17 protein-coding genes and 2 pseudogenes are annotated in these 18592 nt (G+C 44.3%); 5 read left to right on the top strand and 14 right to left on the bottom strand.

What is annotated here, in order from left to right; genetic code table 11:
* Positions 1–14: 14 nt before the first annotated feature.
* The 7 genes and pseudogenes from HC246_RS24095 to HC246_RS24065 all read right to left on the bottom strand — a co-directional run bounded on the left by HC246_RS24095 (position 15) and on the right by HC246_RS24065 (position 7049).
* Entirely contained in the window at positions 15–1076 is a 1062-nt protein-coding gene (locus HC246_RS24095; RefSeq protein ID WP_169362074.1) for an IS4 family transposase, read from the bottom strand.
* A 76-nt stretch (positions 1077–1152) separates the two neighbouring features.
* Positions 1153–1293 (bottom strand): annotated as a pseudogene (locus HC246_RS24090) (orotate phosphoribosyltransferase); the annotation flags it as partial.
* A gap of 117 nt (positions 1294–1410) precedes the next feature.
* Positions 1411–1752 carry a 4Fe-4S binding protein gene (locus tag HC246_RS24085; RefSeq protein ID WP_169365976.1) on the bottom strand — a complete coding sequence of 114 codons (342 nt, stop codon included), beginning with the start codon at positions 1750–1752 and terminating at the stop codon, positions 1411–1413.
* Positions 1749–3401 (bottom strand): FAD-binding protein, encoded by a 1653-nt coding sequence (locus tag HC246_RS24080; RefSeq protein ID WP_169365975.1) that lies wholly within the window; start codon positions 3399–3401, stop codon positions 1749–1751. Before HC246_RS24080 ends, HC246_RS24085 begins: the two co-directional genes overlap by 4 nt.
* Before the next feature lie 166 nt (positions 3402–3567).
* Positions 3568–4242, bottom strand: coding sequence for a class I SAM-dependent methyltransferase family protein (locus HC246_RS24075; protein ID WP_169365974.1), 675 nt, complete (start codon positions 4240–4242; stop codon positions 3568–3570).
* A 137-nt stretch (positions 4243–4379) separates the two neighbouring features.
* Positions 4380–5768, bottom strand: coding sequence for an MFS transporter (locus HC246_RS24070; RefSeq protein ID WP_169365973.1), 1389 nt, complete (start codon positions 5766–5768; stop codon positions 4380–4382).
* A 12-nt stretch (positions 5769–5780) separates the two neighbouring features.
* Positions 5781–7049 (bottom strand): annotated as a pseudogene (locus HC246_RS24065) (MFS transporter).
* 142 nt (positions 7050–7191) lie between these two features.
* Between HC246_RS24065 and HC246_RS24060 the strand changes: the two are divergent.
* Positions 7192–8676, top strand: a complete 1485-nt coding sequence (locus HC246_RS24060; RefSeq protein WP_169365972.1) for an arylsulfatase — start codon at positions 7192–7194, stop codon at positions 8674–8676.
* 61 nt (positions 8677–8737) lie between these two features.
* On the opposite strand, the gene HC246_RS24055 is transcribed toward HC246_RS24060, so the two are convergent.
* From HC246_RS24055 to HC246_RS24025, 7 genes are all read right to left on the bottom strand, one after another.
* Complete coding sequence (locus HC246_RS24055; protein WP_169365971.1) at positions 8738–8890, bottom strand: hypothetical protein; 153 nt, start codon at positions 8888–8890, stop codon at positions 8738–8740.
* 312 nt (positions 8891–9202) lie between these two features.
* Positions 9203–9982 (bottom strand): hypothetical protein, encoded by a 780-nt coding sequence (locus HC246_RS24050; protein ID WP_169365970.1) that lies wholly within the window; start codon positions 9980–9982, stop codon positions 9203–9205.
* 624 nt (positions 9983–10606) lie between these two features.
* Entirely contained in the window at positions 10607–11263 is a 657-nt protein-coding gene (locus HC246_RS24045) for a class I SAM-dependent methyltransferase (RefSeq protein WP_169365969.1), read from the bottom strand.
* 24 nt (positions 11264–11287) lie between these two features.
* Positions 11288–12205, bottom strand: a complete 918-nt coding sequence (locus HC246_RS24040) for a bile acid:sodium symporter family protein (RefSeq protein WP_169365968.1) — start codon at positions 12203–12205, stop codon at positions 11288–11290.
* A 15-nt stretch (positions 12206–12220) separates the two neighbouring features.
* On the bottom strand, positions 12221–12871 hold the full coding sequence (locus HC246_RS24035) for an HAD family hydrolase (RefSeq protein ID WP_169365967.1): 651 nt from the start codon (positions 12869–12871) through the stop codon (positions 12221–12223).
* A complete protein-coding gene (locus HC246_RS24030; RefSeq protein WP_169365966.1) occupies positions 12871–13263 on the bottom strand; it encodes a carboxymuconolactone decarboxylase family protein in 393 nt (130 codons plus the stop codon). The genes HC246_RS24035 and HC246_RS24030 overlap by 1 nt, the downstream gene beginning before the upstream one ends.
* Positions 13264–13321: 58 nt before the next feature.
* Positions 13322–15742, bottom strand: coding sequence for an arylsulfatase (locus tag HC246_RS24025; protein ID WP_211167948.1), 2421 nt, complete (start codon positions 15740–15742; stop codon positions 13322–13324).
* Positions 15743–16054: 312 nt separating this feature from the next.
* On the opposite strand from HC246_RS24025, the gene HC246_RS24020 reads away from it, so the two are divergent.
* From HC246_RS24020 to HC246_RS24005, 4 genes are all read left to right on the top strand, one after another.
* Positions 16055–16742 (top strand): IS1 family transposase gene (locus HC246_RS24020; RefSeq protein ID WP_169365965.1). Its coding sequence is split into 2 segments (ribosomal slippage): positions 16055–16384 and positions 16386–16742, totalling 687 coding nucleotides; the frame shifts between segments, so codons are not numbered across the junction.
* Positions 16739–17635 carry a DUF2326 domain-containing protein gene (locus tag HC246_RS24015; RefSeq protein ID WP_211167947.1) on the top strand — a complete coding sequence of 299 codons (897 nt, stop codon included), beginning with the start codon at positions 16739–16741 and terminating at the stop codon, positions 17633–17635. Before HC246_RS24020 ends, HC246_RS24015 begins: the two co-directional genes overlap by 4 nt.
* Before the next feature lie 322 nt (positions 17636–17957).
* Positions 17958–18251, top strand: a complete 294-nt coding sequence (locus tag HC246_RS24010) for a type II toxin-antitoxin system RelE/ParE family toxin (RefSeq protein WP_169365964.1) — start codon at positions 17958–17960, stop codon at positions 18249–18251.
* Positions 18252–18268: 17 nt separating this feature from the next.
* On the top strand, positions 18269–18583 hold the full coding sequence (locus tag HC246_RS24005) for a HigA family addiction module antitoxin (protein ID WP_169365963.1): 315 nt from the start codon (positions 18269–18271) through the stop codon (positions 18581–18583).
* Positions 18584–18592: the final 9 nt, after the last annotated feature.

The raw sequence follows: 18592 nt of genomic DNA, 5'->3' as shown, positions 1-18592 counted from the left end.
TTTAACAAGCTAGGCTAAGTACAGGACAAAAATTTAATGGAGTTAAAGAAGGCTTGAGAATTGAGATGTAAGTCAAAGATGATGTGACGAAGGAAATCAAAACCAAGGCGAAAAATGCTTTTAGGAAGACGACCGTGTTTTTTAGGCTTGAGGGGATTTAGTTGAGCCAACCAAAGCCCAGAAGAAAAAGCCCAACATAAAGCCAGAGTAAGCAAAGCAATTAGTTTGGAAAGACGTTCAGGATCTTGAAGATGAGTGGACTCCAAACAAAAGCCACGGGTTTTAAAGCACCCGAATAAAGTCTCAATAGCCCAACGCTTAGCATAGTCAGCAATAGCCGTATCAGGGTCATGAGTCGTCGCGACAATTAATAAATCGCCATCATCAAGACGCATAGCGGCTATACGAAGCCAATGGTTCCAAACCTTTCTGGGCTTGGACAATACTTTGGACTGACCAACTTGGAGGTCTTGAAAACAAATGTCGGCACGCAGTTTTTTCTGCCCGTCATTGAGCAAAGTATTTTTACGAATGCGGATACGAAAACGGTTACATGGTTCACACAACAAGTAATCTAACCAATCCTCACCGACAAACTCTCGGTCTGCACTCAAAAAGTCGATTTTGCGGTCTCCAAATATTTCCAGAAATCGATTACACAATTCACAGCGCTCACGGGTGTTTGAGTTACCTTTTTTGTCCAGCATCATCCATACCAACGGGAATGCAATACCGTAATGCACTATTCCCAATGTCAGCACATTAAACACGGTTTTACCGAATTCCCAATCGGTGCGGTCGATAGAAATTACCCAAGGTTCGGGGATTTGCATGACTTTGACGACCATGAGTGCGATCTTTTCATAGTCCACTTCAAAGTCTCGAAAAAATCTCTGTAACCTCTTATAGTGTGATTCGACTTTGGCATAACCACTAAATCCTGTGGCAATTTCAGCTAGGTTTACTGTCTTTACTCGCATTAGCGCGATCAAGAACATGGACACAAAGGCTAGTCTTGCTCTATTCCATTGCAGATGTTGCTGCAACTTTTCTCGGAATAGGTTAATCTCTTTCATAGGGGTTTTATTTACGATGTGGTTATCTTTTATAAAACCCCTCCCTGCCTACTTTTGCAACTTTTTGTCCTGTACTAAGCAAGCTAGGTAAGGCTTCAAACTGATATTTATCAAAATATTCCGTAGCGATTCTGCCTGATCGCAAAGTAAATGAGCCAGTCAAGTAGCAATGTCTATGAATGTCTCTAGCAATTTGGATTTTAGAATCTTGAGTCATATTTTGCATGAAAACTCTATATCAGCACAGTTGGCTAATATTTAGGTTATACGAAAGGCGATCGCTAGATATTAAAATTCAAAATCTATAGCGATCTCTCTAAAAGTAAATCAAAAATTAACTTTGATAAGGACGGGGAAGTAAACGTAACCGATGTGCCATGTCCTGTTCGCTATTATTCTGGCGACCATAGCCCCAGCCTAAAGTACGCCGATATTCACCCATGATGCCGCGATCAATTAACTCATCCTCATTCACCGCCACATCAGTATGGGACTCTGGCGCAACATAGAGCGCATCCGCAGGGCAATATGCCTCGCACATAAAACAGGTTTGACAGTCTTGCTGACGGGCGATCGCAGGTGGTTGATTGGGAACTGCATCAAAGACATTGGTGGGACAGACTTGAACGCAGACATTGCAACTGATGCAGAGTTTATGGCTAACAAGTTCGATCATGATGCGACTCCTGAAGGGATTTTGGTAGTAGCTGTGGGTGCTGAATTGGGTGGTGTGGCGATCGCTTCCGTAATCCAGTCACGTCTGACCCAGAGGCGATCTAAACCGCCTGTGGCTTGGTAATAGCGCTGATTGGGATCGGTTTCCGTATAGTCGGTGCGAATATGTCCGCCACGAGTTTCCTTGCGATGTAAAGCGCTGAAATAGCCCCATCGTGCCACTGCGGTGAGGGAAGCAGCCCGACGCGAAAATTCCACATCTCTCGCTGTATCTTGCTTAGGATTGGCTTGCACCTGTTCCCATAGTTTCTCTAATTTGGAAAGAGAATCTAAAAGTCCTTGTTCGGAACGGAAGAAGTTTTTATCAAGGGGAAATACTTCATCTTGGACACCTTTGACGATCGCCTCACTATCAAATTTTTCGGAAGAGGATGAGTGCGATCGCAGTCCCGCTTGTCCCGCAGGATGAGCTTTTCGTTCATTGGCATGAGCACCCAAACTCAGAGCAAAGGCGGCGGCTCCTGCTCCTGCCCATTGCCCTGTGGAAATTGCCCAAGCTGCGTTAGGTCCACCACCACCAGAGGCTAATCCTGCTAGGAATTCACGGGAAGCAGCATCGCCTGCGGCATAAAGTCCTGCGACTTTGGTGGCACAGGTTTCATCTACGAGTCGGATTCCACCCGTACCGCGAACTGTTCCTTCCAATAGTAATGTTACAGGCACTCGTTCCGTATAGGGATCGATGTTTGCTTTTTTGTAGGGTAAATAGGCGATGAAATGGGATTTCTCAATGACTGCTTTTACTTCATCGGTAGCGAGATCGAGTCTTGCGTAAACAGGTCCTTTCAAGAGCGCCGTAGGCAGAAAGAGAGGATCGCGACGACCATTGATATAACCGCCTAAGTCATTACCCGCCTCATCGGTAAAACTTGCCCAACCAAAGGGAACGCCTCTAGTTACAGTGGCATTGAAGGCGGTAGAAATTGCGTAATGACTAGAAGCTTCCATGCTAGAGAGTTCGCCGCCAGCTTCCACTGCCATTAATAAGCCATCGCCTGTATTGGTATTACAGCCAAGTACTTTGCTCAAATAAGCACAGCCACCATTGGCGAGAACGACGGCTCCTGCCCGAATGGTGTAATGACGATTGTGCTGACGTTGCACACCTCTCGCCCCTGCAACAGAACCATCTTCTGCTAAGAGTAGTTCTAAGGCAGGGCTTTGATCGAGAATCTGTACGCCTACTTTTAGCAGATTCTTGCGAAGGACGCGCATATATTCGGGACCATAGTAGCTCTGGCGCACCGATTCGCCATTCTCTTTAGGAAAGTTATAACCCCATTCTTCGACAAGGGGCATACTCAACCAAGCTTTCTCAATGACGCGCTCAATCCAGCGAATGTTACCTAAAGTTTGAGTAGAGTGATAGCGATTCCATTTAGCTTTTTCCCAATTGTCAGGTGTAGGAGCCATCACGCCATTGCCACTAGCGGCGGCGGCTCCACTGGTTCCTAAGAATCCTTTATCGGCAATAATCACCTTTGCGCCATGTACGGCGGCTGACCATGCTGACCATGCGGCGGCGGGACCTCCACCAATTACCAATACATCAGATGTTAACTGAAGTTCTTCTTCTCTTTCAATACACATTGTTTGTTTCCTTTCTAGTTTGAAATTTAAGAACTGATGCTATTTAGAATCATCACTATCTATCTACGTTTCAAGGCTTAGATCCCCCTCAATCCCCCTTGTAAAGGGGGAAGAAGAGAAAAATATTCTCCCCCCTTTACAAGGGAGGCTGGGGGGGATCGTTAATCTAGGGCGTAGAAACAAACAAACCAGCTTTTTCGGGAGTTCCTGTAAACTCAAAGAAATGTTCATCAAGAGGTTCTGAAATAGTTTGACCATCAAAGCGATGACGACCAACTGCCATATTGCCTGTAGCGGTTAACTGGAAATCTACTTCCGAAAAACTATTTTCTTGAAAAATAGCTCTTACCCGATCTGAATAACGAAATCCATCGCGCTCTCCTCTAGTCCAAATCGCAAAAGCGCCTGTTTTCGCAAAGTAAGGAAGATTGCGAATTAATTTTTGCAAAATTTCTTCATTGGGCAAATTGCCGAAAATACCTGCAACAATGATCACATCGGCAGGAACATGACCTGCAAAATTGGCGGTAAGCGTGGCATCTCCGTTGATGAATTCAATTTGCTCGGTGAGTCCTAATCTATCGATCGCCTCTTTGCCACGTTCGACCAATTTGGGATCGAGTTCCACTAACCGCGCTCTGACATCTTTAGCACGGGGATGGGTTTCCAAAACTCCCAATAAATCCCGTCCATCACCCGAACAGGCGCTAACAATTTGAATTGTGCCTGCGGGGGCAGCATCAAGGCTATCAGAGATATATTTCTGAACGATCGCTAATCGTTGTTGTAAAAGCTCCTGAGAGTTATATAGATCGTGCCATGCAAACCAGTCTTTAGCCATGATATTAGTTCCTTTAATTTTGAAATTTGGTGTAGAAGTTAGAGGTTTTAGATCCCCCCCAGCCCCCCTTGTAAAGGGGGGAGAATATTCTTCTCTTCTTCCCCCTTTACAAGGGGGATTGAGGGGGATCTCTTCGATTAAGCTACAGCTTTCTCAGCTTTATTAATCGATCGCATTGCATTGAGAATCGACTTAGAAATTAGCGGTAACTGTCGCCAAAACCAAGCCGAAGCAAGAACACAGATACTGCCAGTGACTAGCAAAGTATGGGGCGCACCGAGCCAATGGGCGAGAGTTCCCGTAAATAGATTACAGATTGGCAACATTCCAATCAGCGAAAGGGAATAGAAACTCATCACTCTGCCGCGTTTACTATCATCGACAATCGTTTGAATCACAGTATTACTACAGGAAATATGCAAAGTGGAAATACCTCCCATGATTACGAGTAAAGGTAGCGAAATCCAGAGAACAGTCGAGAAGGCATAGGCGATCGCACATAGACCAGTAGAAAATGGGCAAAGTGCTATCAATCGCTCTAAACCTGCCACTTGGCGACGTTGGCTGAGATAAATTGAGGAAAGAATTGCTCCGAAAGCAGGAGATGCACTTAACCAGCCCAAAATCTTTTCGCCACCTTGGAGAATTTCGGCAGCGTAGATCGGTAATAGCACCACATGGGAAAATCCGAAGATGCCTTGCAAAGCCAATAGCAAGATAATCGCCTTCACGGGCAGAAAGTCAGCAACATAATTAAATCCTTCCTGCAAGCGTCCCCAAGTGCTAATCCTCTGTGAGATTTGCATCGGTTTACTAGCGGGAAGGGTCATCACCGCTAACGCCCAAATGGCGGCGACATAACTGATGGTGTCATAGAGAAAACAGAACTTCACGCCCACAGTTGCTAGCAGTAGTCCGCCGATCGCAGGTCCCATTAAGCGCGAACAGGCGAGCATTGTGGAATTAATAGCGATCGCATTGCTTAAATCCTGTCGATCATCCACCATTTCCACGACAAAGGCATGGCGCACAGGCATATCTAGCCCCTTGAGAACACCGCCGAGAATGCTGAGAATCAATAATGACCAGAATTCGGCTAAACCTAGAACAGTCACAAGGGTTAGGGTTGCTGATACGCTAATACCGAGAATCTGCACTAATTTTAAGAGATCTTTACGATCCCAGCGATCGCTAAGTACTCCCGAAAAAGGAATCAGAATTAACGATGGCAGAAAACCTAAAAATCCTGATAAACCTAGCAACCAAGGGGATTTCGTTAGGTCATAAATCAACCAAGGAATCGCCATCTGCGTCATGAAGGTTCCCGATAAAGAGAACACCTGACCGATGATATAGAGGCGGAAATTACGGGATTTAAAGGCAGGAAAGCTTTTGTAAATGCTATTGGTGATTTTATTAGTAATGGAATTGTGGGGAGGATCAATCAATTCCGTAGGTAATTGATCAACCTGATGTAAATTCACCTTATATAAGTGCGATCGCCGTTTGGGGTTTTCCATGTCCATTTGTCATTCCTCCTACTGCGCCTGTGCAGAAACTGAATGATGCTCCTGTATACCTGCTGTCACCCATGCAGCGATCGCAGGTAAAAACTGCACAAAGAGAAGAGAACCGACAATGCAAACCACACCACCAATAATCAGTGTATTTTGCGCTCCGATCGCATTTGCGGAAGTCCCCAAAATCAAATTCCCAAAAGGTGACATACCCATAAAGCACATCGTATAGAAGCTCATCACTCTTCCTCGTTTTGATTCTTCCACACCATGCTGAATAACAGTGTTACTAGCAGCAACCTGAAGCGTTGAGCTAAATCCAACTACGGTTAATGCTGCCACCGAGAGCCAAAATACATGGGAAAGCGAGAAGACAACTATGGCAATGCCTAAACTGGCAGGACAGAAAGCAATCAATCGATGTAGTCCCTGAATCCCTTTCCGAAAGCTGAGATAGAGACAGGCAAAGACCGCCCCTAAAGCCGATGCCGCAGTTAAAAATCCCATTGTCGCCGCATCACCTTGAAAAACTTGTACTGAGAAAATTGGGAGCAAGGTAGCGTATGACATATTGATCAGACTTGCCAAAGCTAGCAACAGCAATAGGGAACGAATGGGAACAACCTTATAGGCATATTTGAATCCTTCCTTCAGATTTTGCCAAGGATGCTTTTTGTGGGATTCGATTTTACGAGGCGCGATCCGCATTGCAAATAGGGCAACTAACACGGCAATATAACTGATGCTGTCGTAGAGAAAGCAGAAACCTGCACCAATTGAAGCGATCGCAATTCCTCCCATCGCAGGACCTTATAGCCGCGCCGTATTCAGAAATGCATAGTTCAGAGAAATCGCGCTATTCATCTCTTCGCGATTGACGATATCCGTCACAAAAGCATGGCGAATCGGCACATCTAATCCCTTGAGAACGCCGCCAAGGGTTCCTAACAATAGCAATACCCAGAAATTCGCCCATCCCAAAAAGCTCGTAACCATCAAGGCAAGCGAGATCGAAATCCCAAATACCTGTAACAAAATCATCAAGTATTTGCGATCGTAGCGATCGGCGAGAATACCTGAGACGGGAGCGAGTAAAAATACGGGCAGTTGCCCAAAAAATCCTGCGATTCCCAACAACAGCGCTGAATCTGTAACCTTATAAATCAGCCAGAGAACGGCAACTTGGGTCATAAAGCTACCCGTCATCGACAAGCTTTGTCCAGCAAAGTAGAGTCGATAGTTACGCGATCTAAATGCTGGAAGATCCACATTAAAATTGAACCAGCCCATTGATGTTTTTGCCATGCGGATAGTTTTTATGAGACTAATTGTTAGATAATCTAAATAATAGATAAGCAAATATCTTCTGACATGATTATAGATTTAGTCAAGTTAGCGACGTTACAAATATTCGTAAAAAGGTGATTAATCAATGAGATTACCGATCGCGATCGCTACCGCGCTCATGACATTATTTCTGATGCTCTGTCCCCCCACCTATGCCGAACCAGATACTCAAACAGAACCAAAACCGAATATTCTGCTCATTCTCACTGACAACACAGGATGGGGAGACTGGGGCGTTTATGGTGGTGGTTCCCTGCGTGGCGCTCCTTCTCCTCATATCGATCGCCTAGCAGCCGAAGGCACAAGACTTCTCAATGCCAATACAGAAGCCCAATGCACCCCCAGTCGTTCCGCAATGCTCACAGGACGACACGCCATCCGTAGCGGCACACAGAGCATTCCCCTTGGCACACCGCTCTATGGGCTAATTCCGTGGGAAACAACCCTTGCCGAATCCCTTTCCGATGTCGGTTATGCAACGGGTGCTTTTGGGAAATGGCATCTGGGACGCTCCACAGGACGCTGGCCGACGGATCAAGGTTTTGATGAATGGTATGGCATTCCCAATAGTACCGATGAATCGGTATGGCTGACACCAGAAACCATCAGTCGCTATTCGATCGCTGGGGATGTGAATATCGCTGATTCCAATAAGCCTTGGATTTTTGAAAGTTATAAAGGAAAACAACCTCAACCTCAAAAAATCTATGACCTCAACGAACGGCGCTTGATTGATGGCGAACTCACCCAACGGGCGATCGCCTTTATGACGCGCAACCACGAAGCGGGTAAACCCTTTTTCGCCTATGTTCCTTACACAGCAATGCATTATCCCACCCTGCCCCATCCCGATTTTGCGGGTAAAAGCGGTCATGGCGACTATGCCGATATGTTGGTGCAGACTGATCATTATGTAGGTCAGCTTTTGGAGGCGATCGCCAAACTCGGAATTGAGAAGAATACGATTGTGATTTTCACCGCCGACAATGGAGTGGAAGATAGCACCGTGGGCGATGGACAATATAGTGGTTGGAGTGGTCCTTGGGCAGGTACTTATTTCACCGCAATGGAAGGTGGTTTACGAGTTCCATTTATCATCCGTTGGCCAGACAAGATTCCCGCAGGTAAGGTGACTAATGAGATTGTCCATGAAGTTGATATTTTCCCAACTCTAGCATCGATTGTGGGGGCAAAAGTTCCTAGTGATCGGGCTATAGATGGAATAAATATGGCGGACTTCTTTCTTGGTAAAAATCCTAAATCTGGGCGTGAAGGTTTTGTGGTCTTTGTTGCGGACGATTTGCGAGCTGTAAAGTGGCATGATTGGAAGCTCCATTATGCTTGGCAAGAAACTAAGACTAGCCCGATCGCTAGATATTCCACGGTGGCTAAACTGGTTGATCTGACTCGCGATCCCCATGAGGCTAGACAGGTATCTGAACCCTACAACACATGGATTCAATATCCAATGGTGCAATTGGTGTCTGATTACAAGTCCAGTGTGCAGAAGTATCCCAATGTGCCAGTGGGTGCGCCCAATTCCTATACGCCAAAACGTGCTAATCGATAATTAAAGATATACTTGTTGCTTCAATCCAGTATCGTCGATCGCGTTGTTCGATTACTACTGGCTATTGATCGCTTGTCCGTCTAGCCGTTAATATCCAGAGACAAAGCTCCCAACAGCTATCTGCGCGATCGCGCAGATAGCTGTTGGGAGCGATCGCTGATCTTGTAGGTTGGTTTAAGGAATGCAACCCAACTATGAGAAATGATAACCTCATTGCTGAGTTACTATAATTACTCTCTCTGACGAAGTGAGAACTCCAATTTTATTAGCGAGGAAATATTAAGGTAAGGAATAAAGGCAATGTTGGGGTTCGTCATCTCAACCCAACCTACGAGATCGGTGATCGCGCTAAACCTCTCTGTGGAAGCGCCCCGTGCGGAGACGCATGCGGAGTGCTGTGGGGACGGGGAGGGAAAACCTCCCTCTTACCCGATTATGCCGTTCTTTCTCCATTGTTGACAGACTTTTTCTAGGGACTAACTACAAAAATTGCACATTGAGATTTGCAATCAGTTGCTTAACCACATCATGCAACCATGACTCCAGAATGGCTAGGCTCATAGTCATAATAATGTGGTTCATCAATCCCGCGTAGTGTGGATTTATCAGATCCATCAGAACTATCTGGTTCAAATCCTTGATCGATGGCTTCAGAACATTTCTGAGAAGCAGAAGTGATGGCAGCTCCAGCTAACACGATGGCGGCAATAGCAACAGGAGTGAGTCCACTCCCAGCCGCCGCCGTTGCCGCTGACGTTGCCGCTGTTGCCTTAGCAATTTCATAGACGCATTCTTCTGCAAGTTCTTTCGTTGTTTTTTTGGAAGAGGGACTAGATGGCATCGTATCTGCAACAGCCATAAAGAGATTTGAACTGATGGAACTTCCTACAACAAAAGATAAACCGCTAAGAGCACTCAAACTTGAACTGCTCCTGTTATCCATAAAGACACGCTGCCAATTATCCCATCCACCACTCGGTGTATTTTGAGCAATGCGATAGGACTCATCATCAATGCCTAATGCAATAACCTGAAGAGTCCCATTAGGCTGCCGACTTGCTCCTATTCGTTTAATTTTCCCTCCAAGGCTTGTCCAACTGCTCCATCCACCACCAGGAGTCGTTTGCCAGATATGATAGGCAGCGTCATCACTACCAATAGCAAACACTTCCAGTCGTCCATCCTGATTGGCTACTACTGAAATTTGCTTACAAGTTCCCCCAAGGCTTGCCCAACTGCTCCATCCACCACCAGGAGTTGTTTGCCAGATATGGTAAGCAGCGTCATCACTACCAATAGCAAACACTTCCAGTCGTCCATCCTGGTTGGCTACTACTGAAATTTGCTTACAAGTTCCCCCAAGGCTTGCCCAACTGCTCCACGTACCAGTTGTATCTGTCCATTGATGTCAAAGAGCTTTGTCACTACTTATTACAAACATTTCAGGACGACCGTCTCTATTAATCATTAACGATGGCATAGATTATTCCTACTTACTTTACAAATAATTTCTATTATGTGCACCCATCTAACCTACTCCATTAGGTCGGCATAACTATGTAGTTCATGGAAAATCTCTCTCTAATCTGACTATAGGCAATATAGGCTGAAGGTCAAGTTTCTGCCTAATCACCTTGTAGGGTATGTTATACAAAAAAATTCTGGCAAAGATCCTGTTTTTGGGTAATTACACGGAATTTTTCTGGCTAATCATCTAAACAGGTAGATTAGGCAGAAACTTTTAGACAATATTCATTTAGAGCAAAATGATACAAAAAGATATTTTTATTTACACATATCAACGCGATCTTTTGGTTACACATCACGTTAAAAATAGAATCAGAAAGAATCAGAAATAAGAAAACCATGAAACTGTATATGGCGATCGCACTTAATGATAGAAAAAGGCGATCGCTTATTTGGTTGAGATCTAACACTTTAAAGCAAGGGTCAAACCATCGGATACAGGCAATAGCGATAGAGAAATCCGTTGATCTTGATGTAACTTCTCATTGAGAGCGCGAATTGCTAAAGTATCAGCATCTTGAAACTCTGGATCGATCACTCGTCCACTCCACAAGACATTATCGATCGCAATTAAGCCACCTTTCCGCACCAACTGTAGCGATCGCTCGTAGTAGCCATCATAATTCTCTTTATCCGCATCAATGAAGGCGAAATCAAAGGTGTTTGCTTGACCCTCGGCAAGTAAGCGATCGAGGGTCTGAATCGCAGGGGCAATATGCAAATCGATTTTATGAGCAACTTCTGCCTTTTCCCAATAGCGTCTAGCAATGCTGGTATATTCTTCGCTAACATCACAGGCAATCACTTTCCCATCTTCAGGTAATGAGAGGGCAACGGAAAGAGAGCTATAACCCGTAAATACACCTACCTCTAAGGTCTTCTTAGCCCCAATCAATTGAATCAATAAAGCCATTAACTGACCCTGCTCTGGGGCAATCTGCATATTGCCTCTAGCATGGTTCGCAGTTTCATGGCGTAGTTCCTTGAGCAGAGGATGCTCTCTTAAGGTAACAGACAAAAGATAGTTATGAAGGCGATCGTTTAAAGGAGTAAATTTCATATCTATTTAGCCAAGTTTGAAAAATCAGGAAAGTTCTGTGGATGGAGTTTGTTTCACAAAGGATTGTCTAGCAATTAAGCGAATCACCACAAATAGAGATAAGCTTGTCACTACAATCACACTGATAATCGCAGGATCTTCAAAGTTTGTACCAGCAACGATTAATGCTCCTGCAATATTACGCTGAGCCGTACCTACGCCAAGGGTTAACCTTGTGTCTATATTCGGTCCACCGAGCAGATATCCTACGGCAAAGGCAACAATGATAAAAATAGCGATCGCCAAGACGATACCGCTTTTTGCCAACTCAATCAGGCTATTGAATTGTAAAGCGAGGGATGAAGCTAAACCCAAGATGAGGGCAAAGCTATTGACTCGACGCAGAAATGGAATAACGCTGATAGCGATCGCCTCAAAGCGCGATCTAATCAATAGCCCGATCACTAAGGGAGGTAATAGGGACACAAATATGGGCTTCGCAACTTGCCAAGGGCTAATCTGTACACCATCTAAAACTAGGGGTAAGACAATTGGCATAAAGATAGCGGAGGCAAGCATCAAGACCATCATCAATCCTGCGGCAAAGGCAAGGTTCCCATTTACCATTTGTGCTAACTTCGGTAACACAGGGGGGCCAGCCGCGACTGCAAGGATTGTAAAGCCAATCTTAATCGGTTCACTTACGGGTATAAAGTGCAGTAGTCCTAAAACTAAAATTGGTACAATTACAAGATTTGCGATGAGAGAGCGAAGGACTAGCCGCCAATTGCGAAGAGGTTCGATAATCTGCGGTACGGTGAGACTTAATCCTGTAGCTAGCAACATTGCTAGAATAAATAGCAAAAAGGAAAGGCGATTAAGGAAGATAAAGTCGATTTTGTGGAAGTAGAAGTCTATTTGTTGAAGCAGATTGGGATTAAGACGAGATAATAATTCATTCATAGAGAATTAAGGGATTTATGATTTGAGGGGAATCAATGGCAGAATTTCTTGGGGGGAATGAGCAATAGCATCAGCACCATGATTGTTTAACTCTTCTATGGAGCCATAGCCATAGGTGATTCCGATCGCAAAAACTTGATTTTGCTTTGCGCCAATCACATCATGAGAGCGATCGCCGATCATCACGGTTGCTTTAGCATCGAGGTTTTCCGTCAGCAGAATATGACGAATCAATTCTCCTTTAATGCTCCGTGTACCATCTAATTCACTGCCATAGATACCATCAAAGAGAGCAGACAACTCAAAATGCTCGACAATCCGTTTCGCATATACATGGGGTTTAGAAGTTGCTACATAGGTTTGATAGCCTTCTGCACGAATAGATGCAATAGCCTCAGGGATTTCGGGATAAAGCTCATTTTCAAATAAGCCGACGGTTGAGAAGCGATCGCGATATAAAGAAATGGCATGATTAATCAAAACCCGATCCTCGGTTTCTAGAAGTTTCGCAAAACTTACGCTCAATGGTGGACCAATACACCACAGCAATTCATCGGTGGTTGGTGGTTGATTACCAAGTTGGGAGATCGCATATTGAATGCAGGTCGTAATCCCAATCTTCGGATCGGTCAGGGTTCCATCAAGATCGAATAAAATTGCTGCCATTAGATTTTAAACTGCTCATCGACGGGAACTTGATAGCCATTAGCAAGGCGATTAGTGGAATTTGCAGCTGCGACGATCGCTAGTAACTCACCGCGAACTTTTTCGGTTAATCCTTTAGCACGGGCGGCAGCAGTATGGGAGGCGATACAGTATTCACAGCCATTAGTGACGCTAACGGCGATGTAAATCAATTCCCTTGTCAGGGGATCAATTTCGCCTTCACCACCCATGACCTCCTTGAGGGTTTCCCATGTGCGACGGAGAGTGGGAGGATGATTGGCAAGAGCTTTCCAGAAATTGTTGATATATTCGGTTTGGCGAGTGGTGCGAATATCGTCATAAATTGCGCGTACTTCGTCACTAGCGGATTCGTATTCGATTAGGTTAGTCATAGTAATAAATATGATTTAGGGAATGAGTTTTGCTCATTCCCTGATTTAGTGGATTTGCTTACAATAAATCGAGTTTAACCTGCTCTAAATTGCCAGTGAATTTAAAGGGGACTTGATAGCTATCAACCACTGCGCTACCTGTATCTTGACCAACATCAAAGGTTTCATCTAAGCCAATGCGGAAGCCGACGGTTTTCTCGATCCGACCTTCGGCAACCTGCTTATCATTGATAAATAGCTTGCCAGTGCCACCTGCACCAATCCCGCCACCATCATAGGTAAAATCAAATCTAACTTTAGATTTACCGATCGCTACGGGTTCAGAGGACTGAATAATCGTGCGATCGCTATTCAGGAAGTTATAGGCATAGGTGGGTTTGCCATCTTTGAAGAAGAAACTCCAACCTGCAAAACGTCCGCCTTGAGTCACTAAAACCCCTTCTGCACCATCTTTAGCAATATCCACATTGGCAGTGATACTGAAGGATCGATTTTTAGTATTAGGAGCGCTACCTTCAGGAATGCCTGTGACCGTGGTGTAGTAACTAAAGCTATTGCGCCCTGTGGTAATGCTAGGACGGGTGTTAATATCAAAGCGTTGGATGGTGCGATCGTCTAAGGGCAGAACCTTATATTTCTTCGCTTCCTTCAGAAAGAGATTTTGCAATTCTGCTAACTTTTGAGGATTATCCTTCGCTAAATCCTGAGATTCGCTAAAGTCTGGGGCAACATTGTATAGTTCCCAATTGTCCTGATCAAAGGTAGTTTTAGAGAATCGCTCCCAAGGTAAACGACCATGACGCGCCGCCGCTACCCAGCCATTGTCATAAATGGCACGGTTGCCAAACATCTCAAAGTACTGAGTTTTATGTTTTGAAGCCACCGCAGGATCATCAAAGGAATACACAAGACTGGTTCCCTCAATAGGCTGCTGTTTTGCACCATTAACCACTTCTGGCTCTTCAATTCCTGCTGCTTCCAGAATCGTTGGCGCAATATCAATCACATGATGGAACTGGCTGCGAATAGCACCTTGATCCTTAATGCGATCGCCCCAAGAGATGACTAGACCATTGCGAGTACCGCCAAAGTGAGAAGCGATTTGCTTAGTCCATTGGAAAGGGCTGTCCACAGCCCAAGCCCAAGCAGCATGAAAATGATTAAAAGTTTTAGAACTACCCAAATCATCTAGGGCGGCGAGAATTTCTTGAGGACTTTCTTCAACGCCATTAAAGACCTTGAACTCGTTAACACTGCCTGTTAAACCACCTTCTGCACTCGCGCCATTGTCACCAGCAATGAAGAAGACAAGGGTATTATCCAATTCGCCTAGCTGATTGATCGCCTCAATCACACGACCAACTTCGGCATCAGTATGGCTGAGGAAACCTGCAAATACTTCAAATTGGTGCGCGTAAACTTTCTGCTCCGTAGGTGTGAGGGAATCCCAAGCAGGAATTTCCGCAGGACGGGGAGTGAGTTTCGTATCCGCAGGAATAATCCCCAGTTTAAGCTGACGCTCAAAAATGTCAGCGCGTAATTTATCCCAACCTTGATCGAACTTGCCCTTGTATTTCTCAATCCATTCCTTAGGTGCGTGGTGGGGCGCATGGGTTGCGCCTGTGGCAAGGTAAGTAAAGAAGGGCTTATCGGGAGCGATCGATTGCTGGGTGCGAATCCATTTAATCGCATGATCAACGAGATCGGGAGTGAGGTGATAATTGGGATCATCCAAAGGTTTCTGAATATGTTGAGTATTCTCTACCAAGTTAGGACTCCATTGATTGGTATCACCGCCCAAAAATCCATAAAAATAATCAAAACCTAAACTAGTCGGCCAGCGATCAAAAGGTCCTACAGCACTAGTTTCGTAATCAGGAGTATTGTGCCATTTACCAAAGGCGGCGGTGTTATAGCCATTGCTGCGTAATACCTCGGCGATCGTGGCGGCGCTGCGGGGGAGGATCGCAGTATACCCTGGGTAGCCCGATGCAAGTTCTGTAATCACACCTGTACTGACGGAATGGTGATTGCGTCCTGTCAGCAAGGCGGCTCTAGTGGGAGAGCAGAGCGCTGTAGTATGGAATTGATTGTAACGTAATCCCCCAGCCGCTAAGCGATCTAAGTTCGGAGTTTCAATCAATCCACCGAAGGAGCTAGTTTGTCCAAAGCCTACATCATCAAGGAGAACTAGCAGCACATTAGGAGCTTTGTCAGGAGCTTTAATTGGTTTAGGGAAGTCGGGTTGAGATTCCTTGTAAGTTATGCCAATTTTGCCCTTGAAAGGTGGTTGTGGTAATGGCAAGGTGTCGCCATAGTCCGCAAAGGCAGGTAAAGGGAGGATGCTAGAAAACATGAGAGCGATCGCAGTTACAAAACTGATTTGTTTGGCGATCGCTTTTTTAGTATCCCATTGCAAAACAAACTGAAGAGAGCTTTTCCAAAAATCTCTCTTTGAAGAATTTGTAAATTTTGTCATTATTATCTCAAACAAAGACCGATAGTTACTGTTATCACGAGGCTTTAGCAAAAGTCGGTCGTCGAGAAGACATCGTCTGATCTGGGTTAAGTTGCGATCGCTGTGTTGCTCCAGCCGCGATCGCTAGGCGTTAGTACAATGCCTCTGGTATTTGTAAAGTAACGGTTTCAGCCATATTCTTTCTCGATAACGTTAAATTTAATTTCCGCTAATTTCTACTAATGCTTCACCTGTGGCTAGAATTTCGGCGTTGCATAAATGAGGGATGAATGAGTAAATATTAAAGATAACGAGTTTAAGCAATGAAAAACAATGAAATGTCCAAAGTGTGGTTCAACACATATTCGTAAAAATGGGAAACGAGGAGACAAACAAAATCATATTTGCGCTGATTGCGGTCGTCAGTTCATTGATCATTACTCAGTGCTGGGATATTCCCAAGATGTCAAAAAAATATGCCTAAAAATGTACTGCAACGGCATGGGATTTAGACAAATTGAGAGATGTACCGATGTTAGTCACAACTCAGTCATCAACTGGGTTAAGGAAGCAGCCAAGCAATTACCAGAACATCCACCGATTGAGACTATTCCTGATGTTGGTGAACTGGATGAACTCCAGACTTTTGTTGGGTCAAAAAAACTTGATTTGGCTATGGACTGCGGTGAATCATTTTAGCCAAGGTATCTTGGCTTGGGTATTAGGGGATAGGAGTAGCAAAACCTTTGAACCTCTATGGACATTGATTAAGGTTTGGCAATGCTATTTCTGGGTTACCGATGGCTACTGTGTCTACAAAATGTTTATCAACTCGGAAGATCAAATTATTAGCAAAACCTACATGACCAGAGTTGAGGGTGAAAATACGAGACTGAGACATTATCTTGCCAGATTGCATCGCAAAACTTTATGTTATTCAAAATCTGAACAAATGTTGCGGTATTCAATTCGTCTGTTAATTCATTATCTCAAGTACAAATCGATTCCCACCTTTTCTTGATTCATCCTTCATTTGTGCAACGCCAACGGGAAAGCGCCCCATCTCAAAATGAAGTAATTCGACTATATGAAAGTGCTGGTATTGAGCTTCCTGGGCTAGTAAGTCGTCGCCTTGAGGAGGTAGAAAATTTTCATCGTCAAATTATTGGAAATCGTAGTGAGTTTCTGTCAATAGAAATTAATCGTTTAATGCGAACTATTGGCGAACTAGATACACTCATCAGGGAAAAAACTGATCGTCGGGCTTCTAGACTTGAAGTATTGCAAACTCATGGAGCTTTAGAAGAATATACAAGACTACAAGAATTATATTTAGAAACAGTATCAAGTCTTAACGAGATTAATCAACGTATTGCTGAACTACAACAGATTGAAGATGGCAAAAGCGCACTAAAAATAGAGAAAGAACAGTTACAGAGAAAAGCTCGTAGAGACTATCAAGAACGTATTACTCAGTCTGAACGGGCAATCGGTCTATTTAATGAAAACTCACAGGCTCTTTATAATGCTCCAGGAACTTTAGCTATTGATGTAGTCCCAAATGGATTTCAATTTAAAGTAGATATTGAGAGAGATCGCAGTGAAGGAATAGGGAAAATGAAAATCTTCTGTTATGACCTAATGTTGGCTCAACTATGGTCACAGAATACGTTATCACCTCATATTCTCATTCACGATAGTACTATCTTTGATGGAGTTGACGAACGACAAGTAGCTCTGGCGCTTGAACTAGCTGCAAGAGAGTCAGAACGTCTTGGTTTTAAATACATCTGTACTCTCAATTCAGATATGATTCCTTCAGCAGCATTTTCACCTGAATTTAATTTTAATTCATTTGTAAGGTTGAGACTAACTGATAATGAAGGTGGTAACTTACTTGGAGTAGATTTTTAAGCTACTCTCAATAGCGAACAATGGCTTCAATTATGTTCTAGACGGCTACGACTGGCGGCGGCTTCGGAGATGAGCTTGTTGTAGTGTTTGGCTATTTCCTTTGCCCATTCACTATCTGCATCGGTATGGCTGTCTTTATGGAAGATATGGTCAAAGCGGTTATAGTTGCGCCTGTGTTCTGCCTGTCAGTGAACTTATTGCTACTTCCATAAGATTGTTCTTCCTAATCCGTCAATCGTCATGGACTTCAAGCGTAAGCGCTCCTACTGCTTTTACATAAGTTATGAAGTTGATAGCATGATATCCGTGTTATTATGCTTTTATGATTCTCTCTTTTCTAAACCAGGGCACTGAAGATGTCTTTAATGGCAAAAACACTAGGCAAGCGAGAAAAGTCTGTCCTGCTTCAATTAGTCGCGTTGCTGCTCGTAAACTTGACCAGATCAATGCGGCGACTATCCTTGATGACCTCCGCGCTCCTCCCAATAATCGCCTAGAAGCTTTGGCTGGCGATCGCCTTGGTCAACATAGTATTCGGATTAATGACCAGTATCGTATTTGTTTTATTTGGTCTGATGCTGGTGCTTCTCAGGTGGAAATTGTCGATTATCACTAAAGTTAAGGTAATAAATTATGTCAAGAATCCCAACCCATCGTGTCCCCACTCATCCTGGCGAAATGTTGCTGGAGGAATTTCTGCTACCTCTTAATTTGTCTCAGCGTGACCTTGCTAGTGCGATTCATGTTCCCTATCAACGGGTGAATGAGATTGTTAATCGTCGTCGCGGTATTACTCCTAGTACAGCTTTGCGCTTGGCTAGATTCTTTTCCACTTCGGCCGATTTCTGGATGAATCTCCAACAGTCTTGGGATCTCTATCATGCTCAACTTTCGGAAATTCATGACCTCCAAACCATTCAACCATTAAAAGTTTTGTCTGTTGGCTAATCTCAGAGT

The sequence above is a fragment of the Pseudanabaena yagii GIHE-NHR1 genome, assembly GCF_012863495.1.
GTDB lineage: Bacteria > Cyanobacteriota > Cyanobacteriia > Pseudanabaenales > Pseudanabaenaceae > Pseudanabaena > Pseudanabaena yagii.
This window is presented reverse-complemented; position numbering and strand designations above follow the sequence as displayed.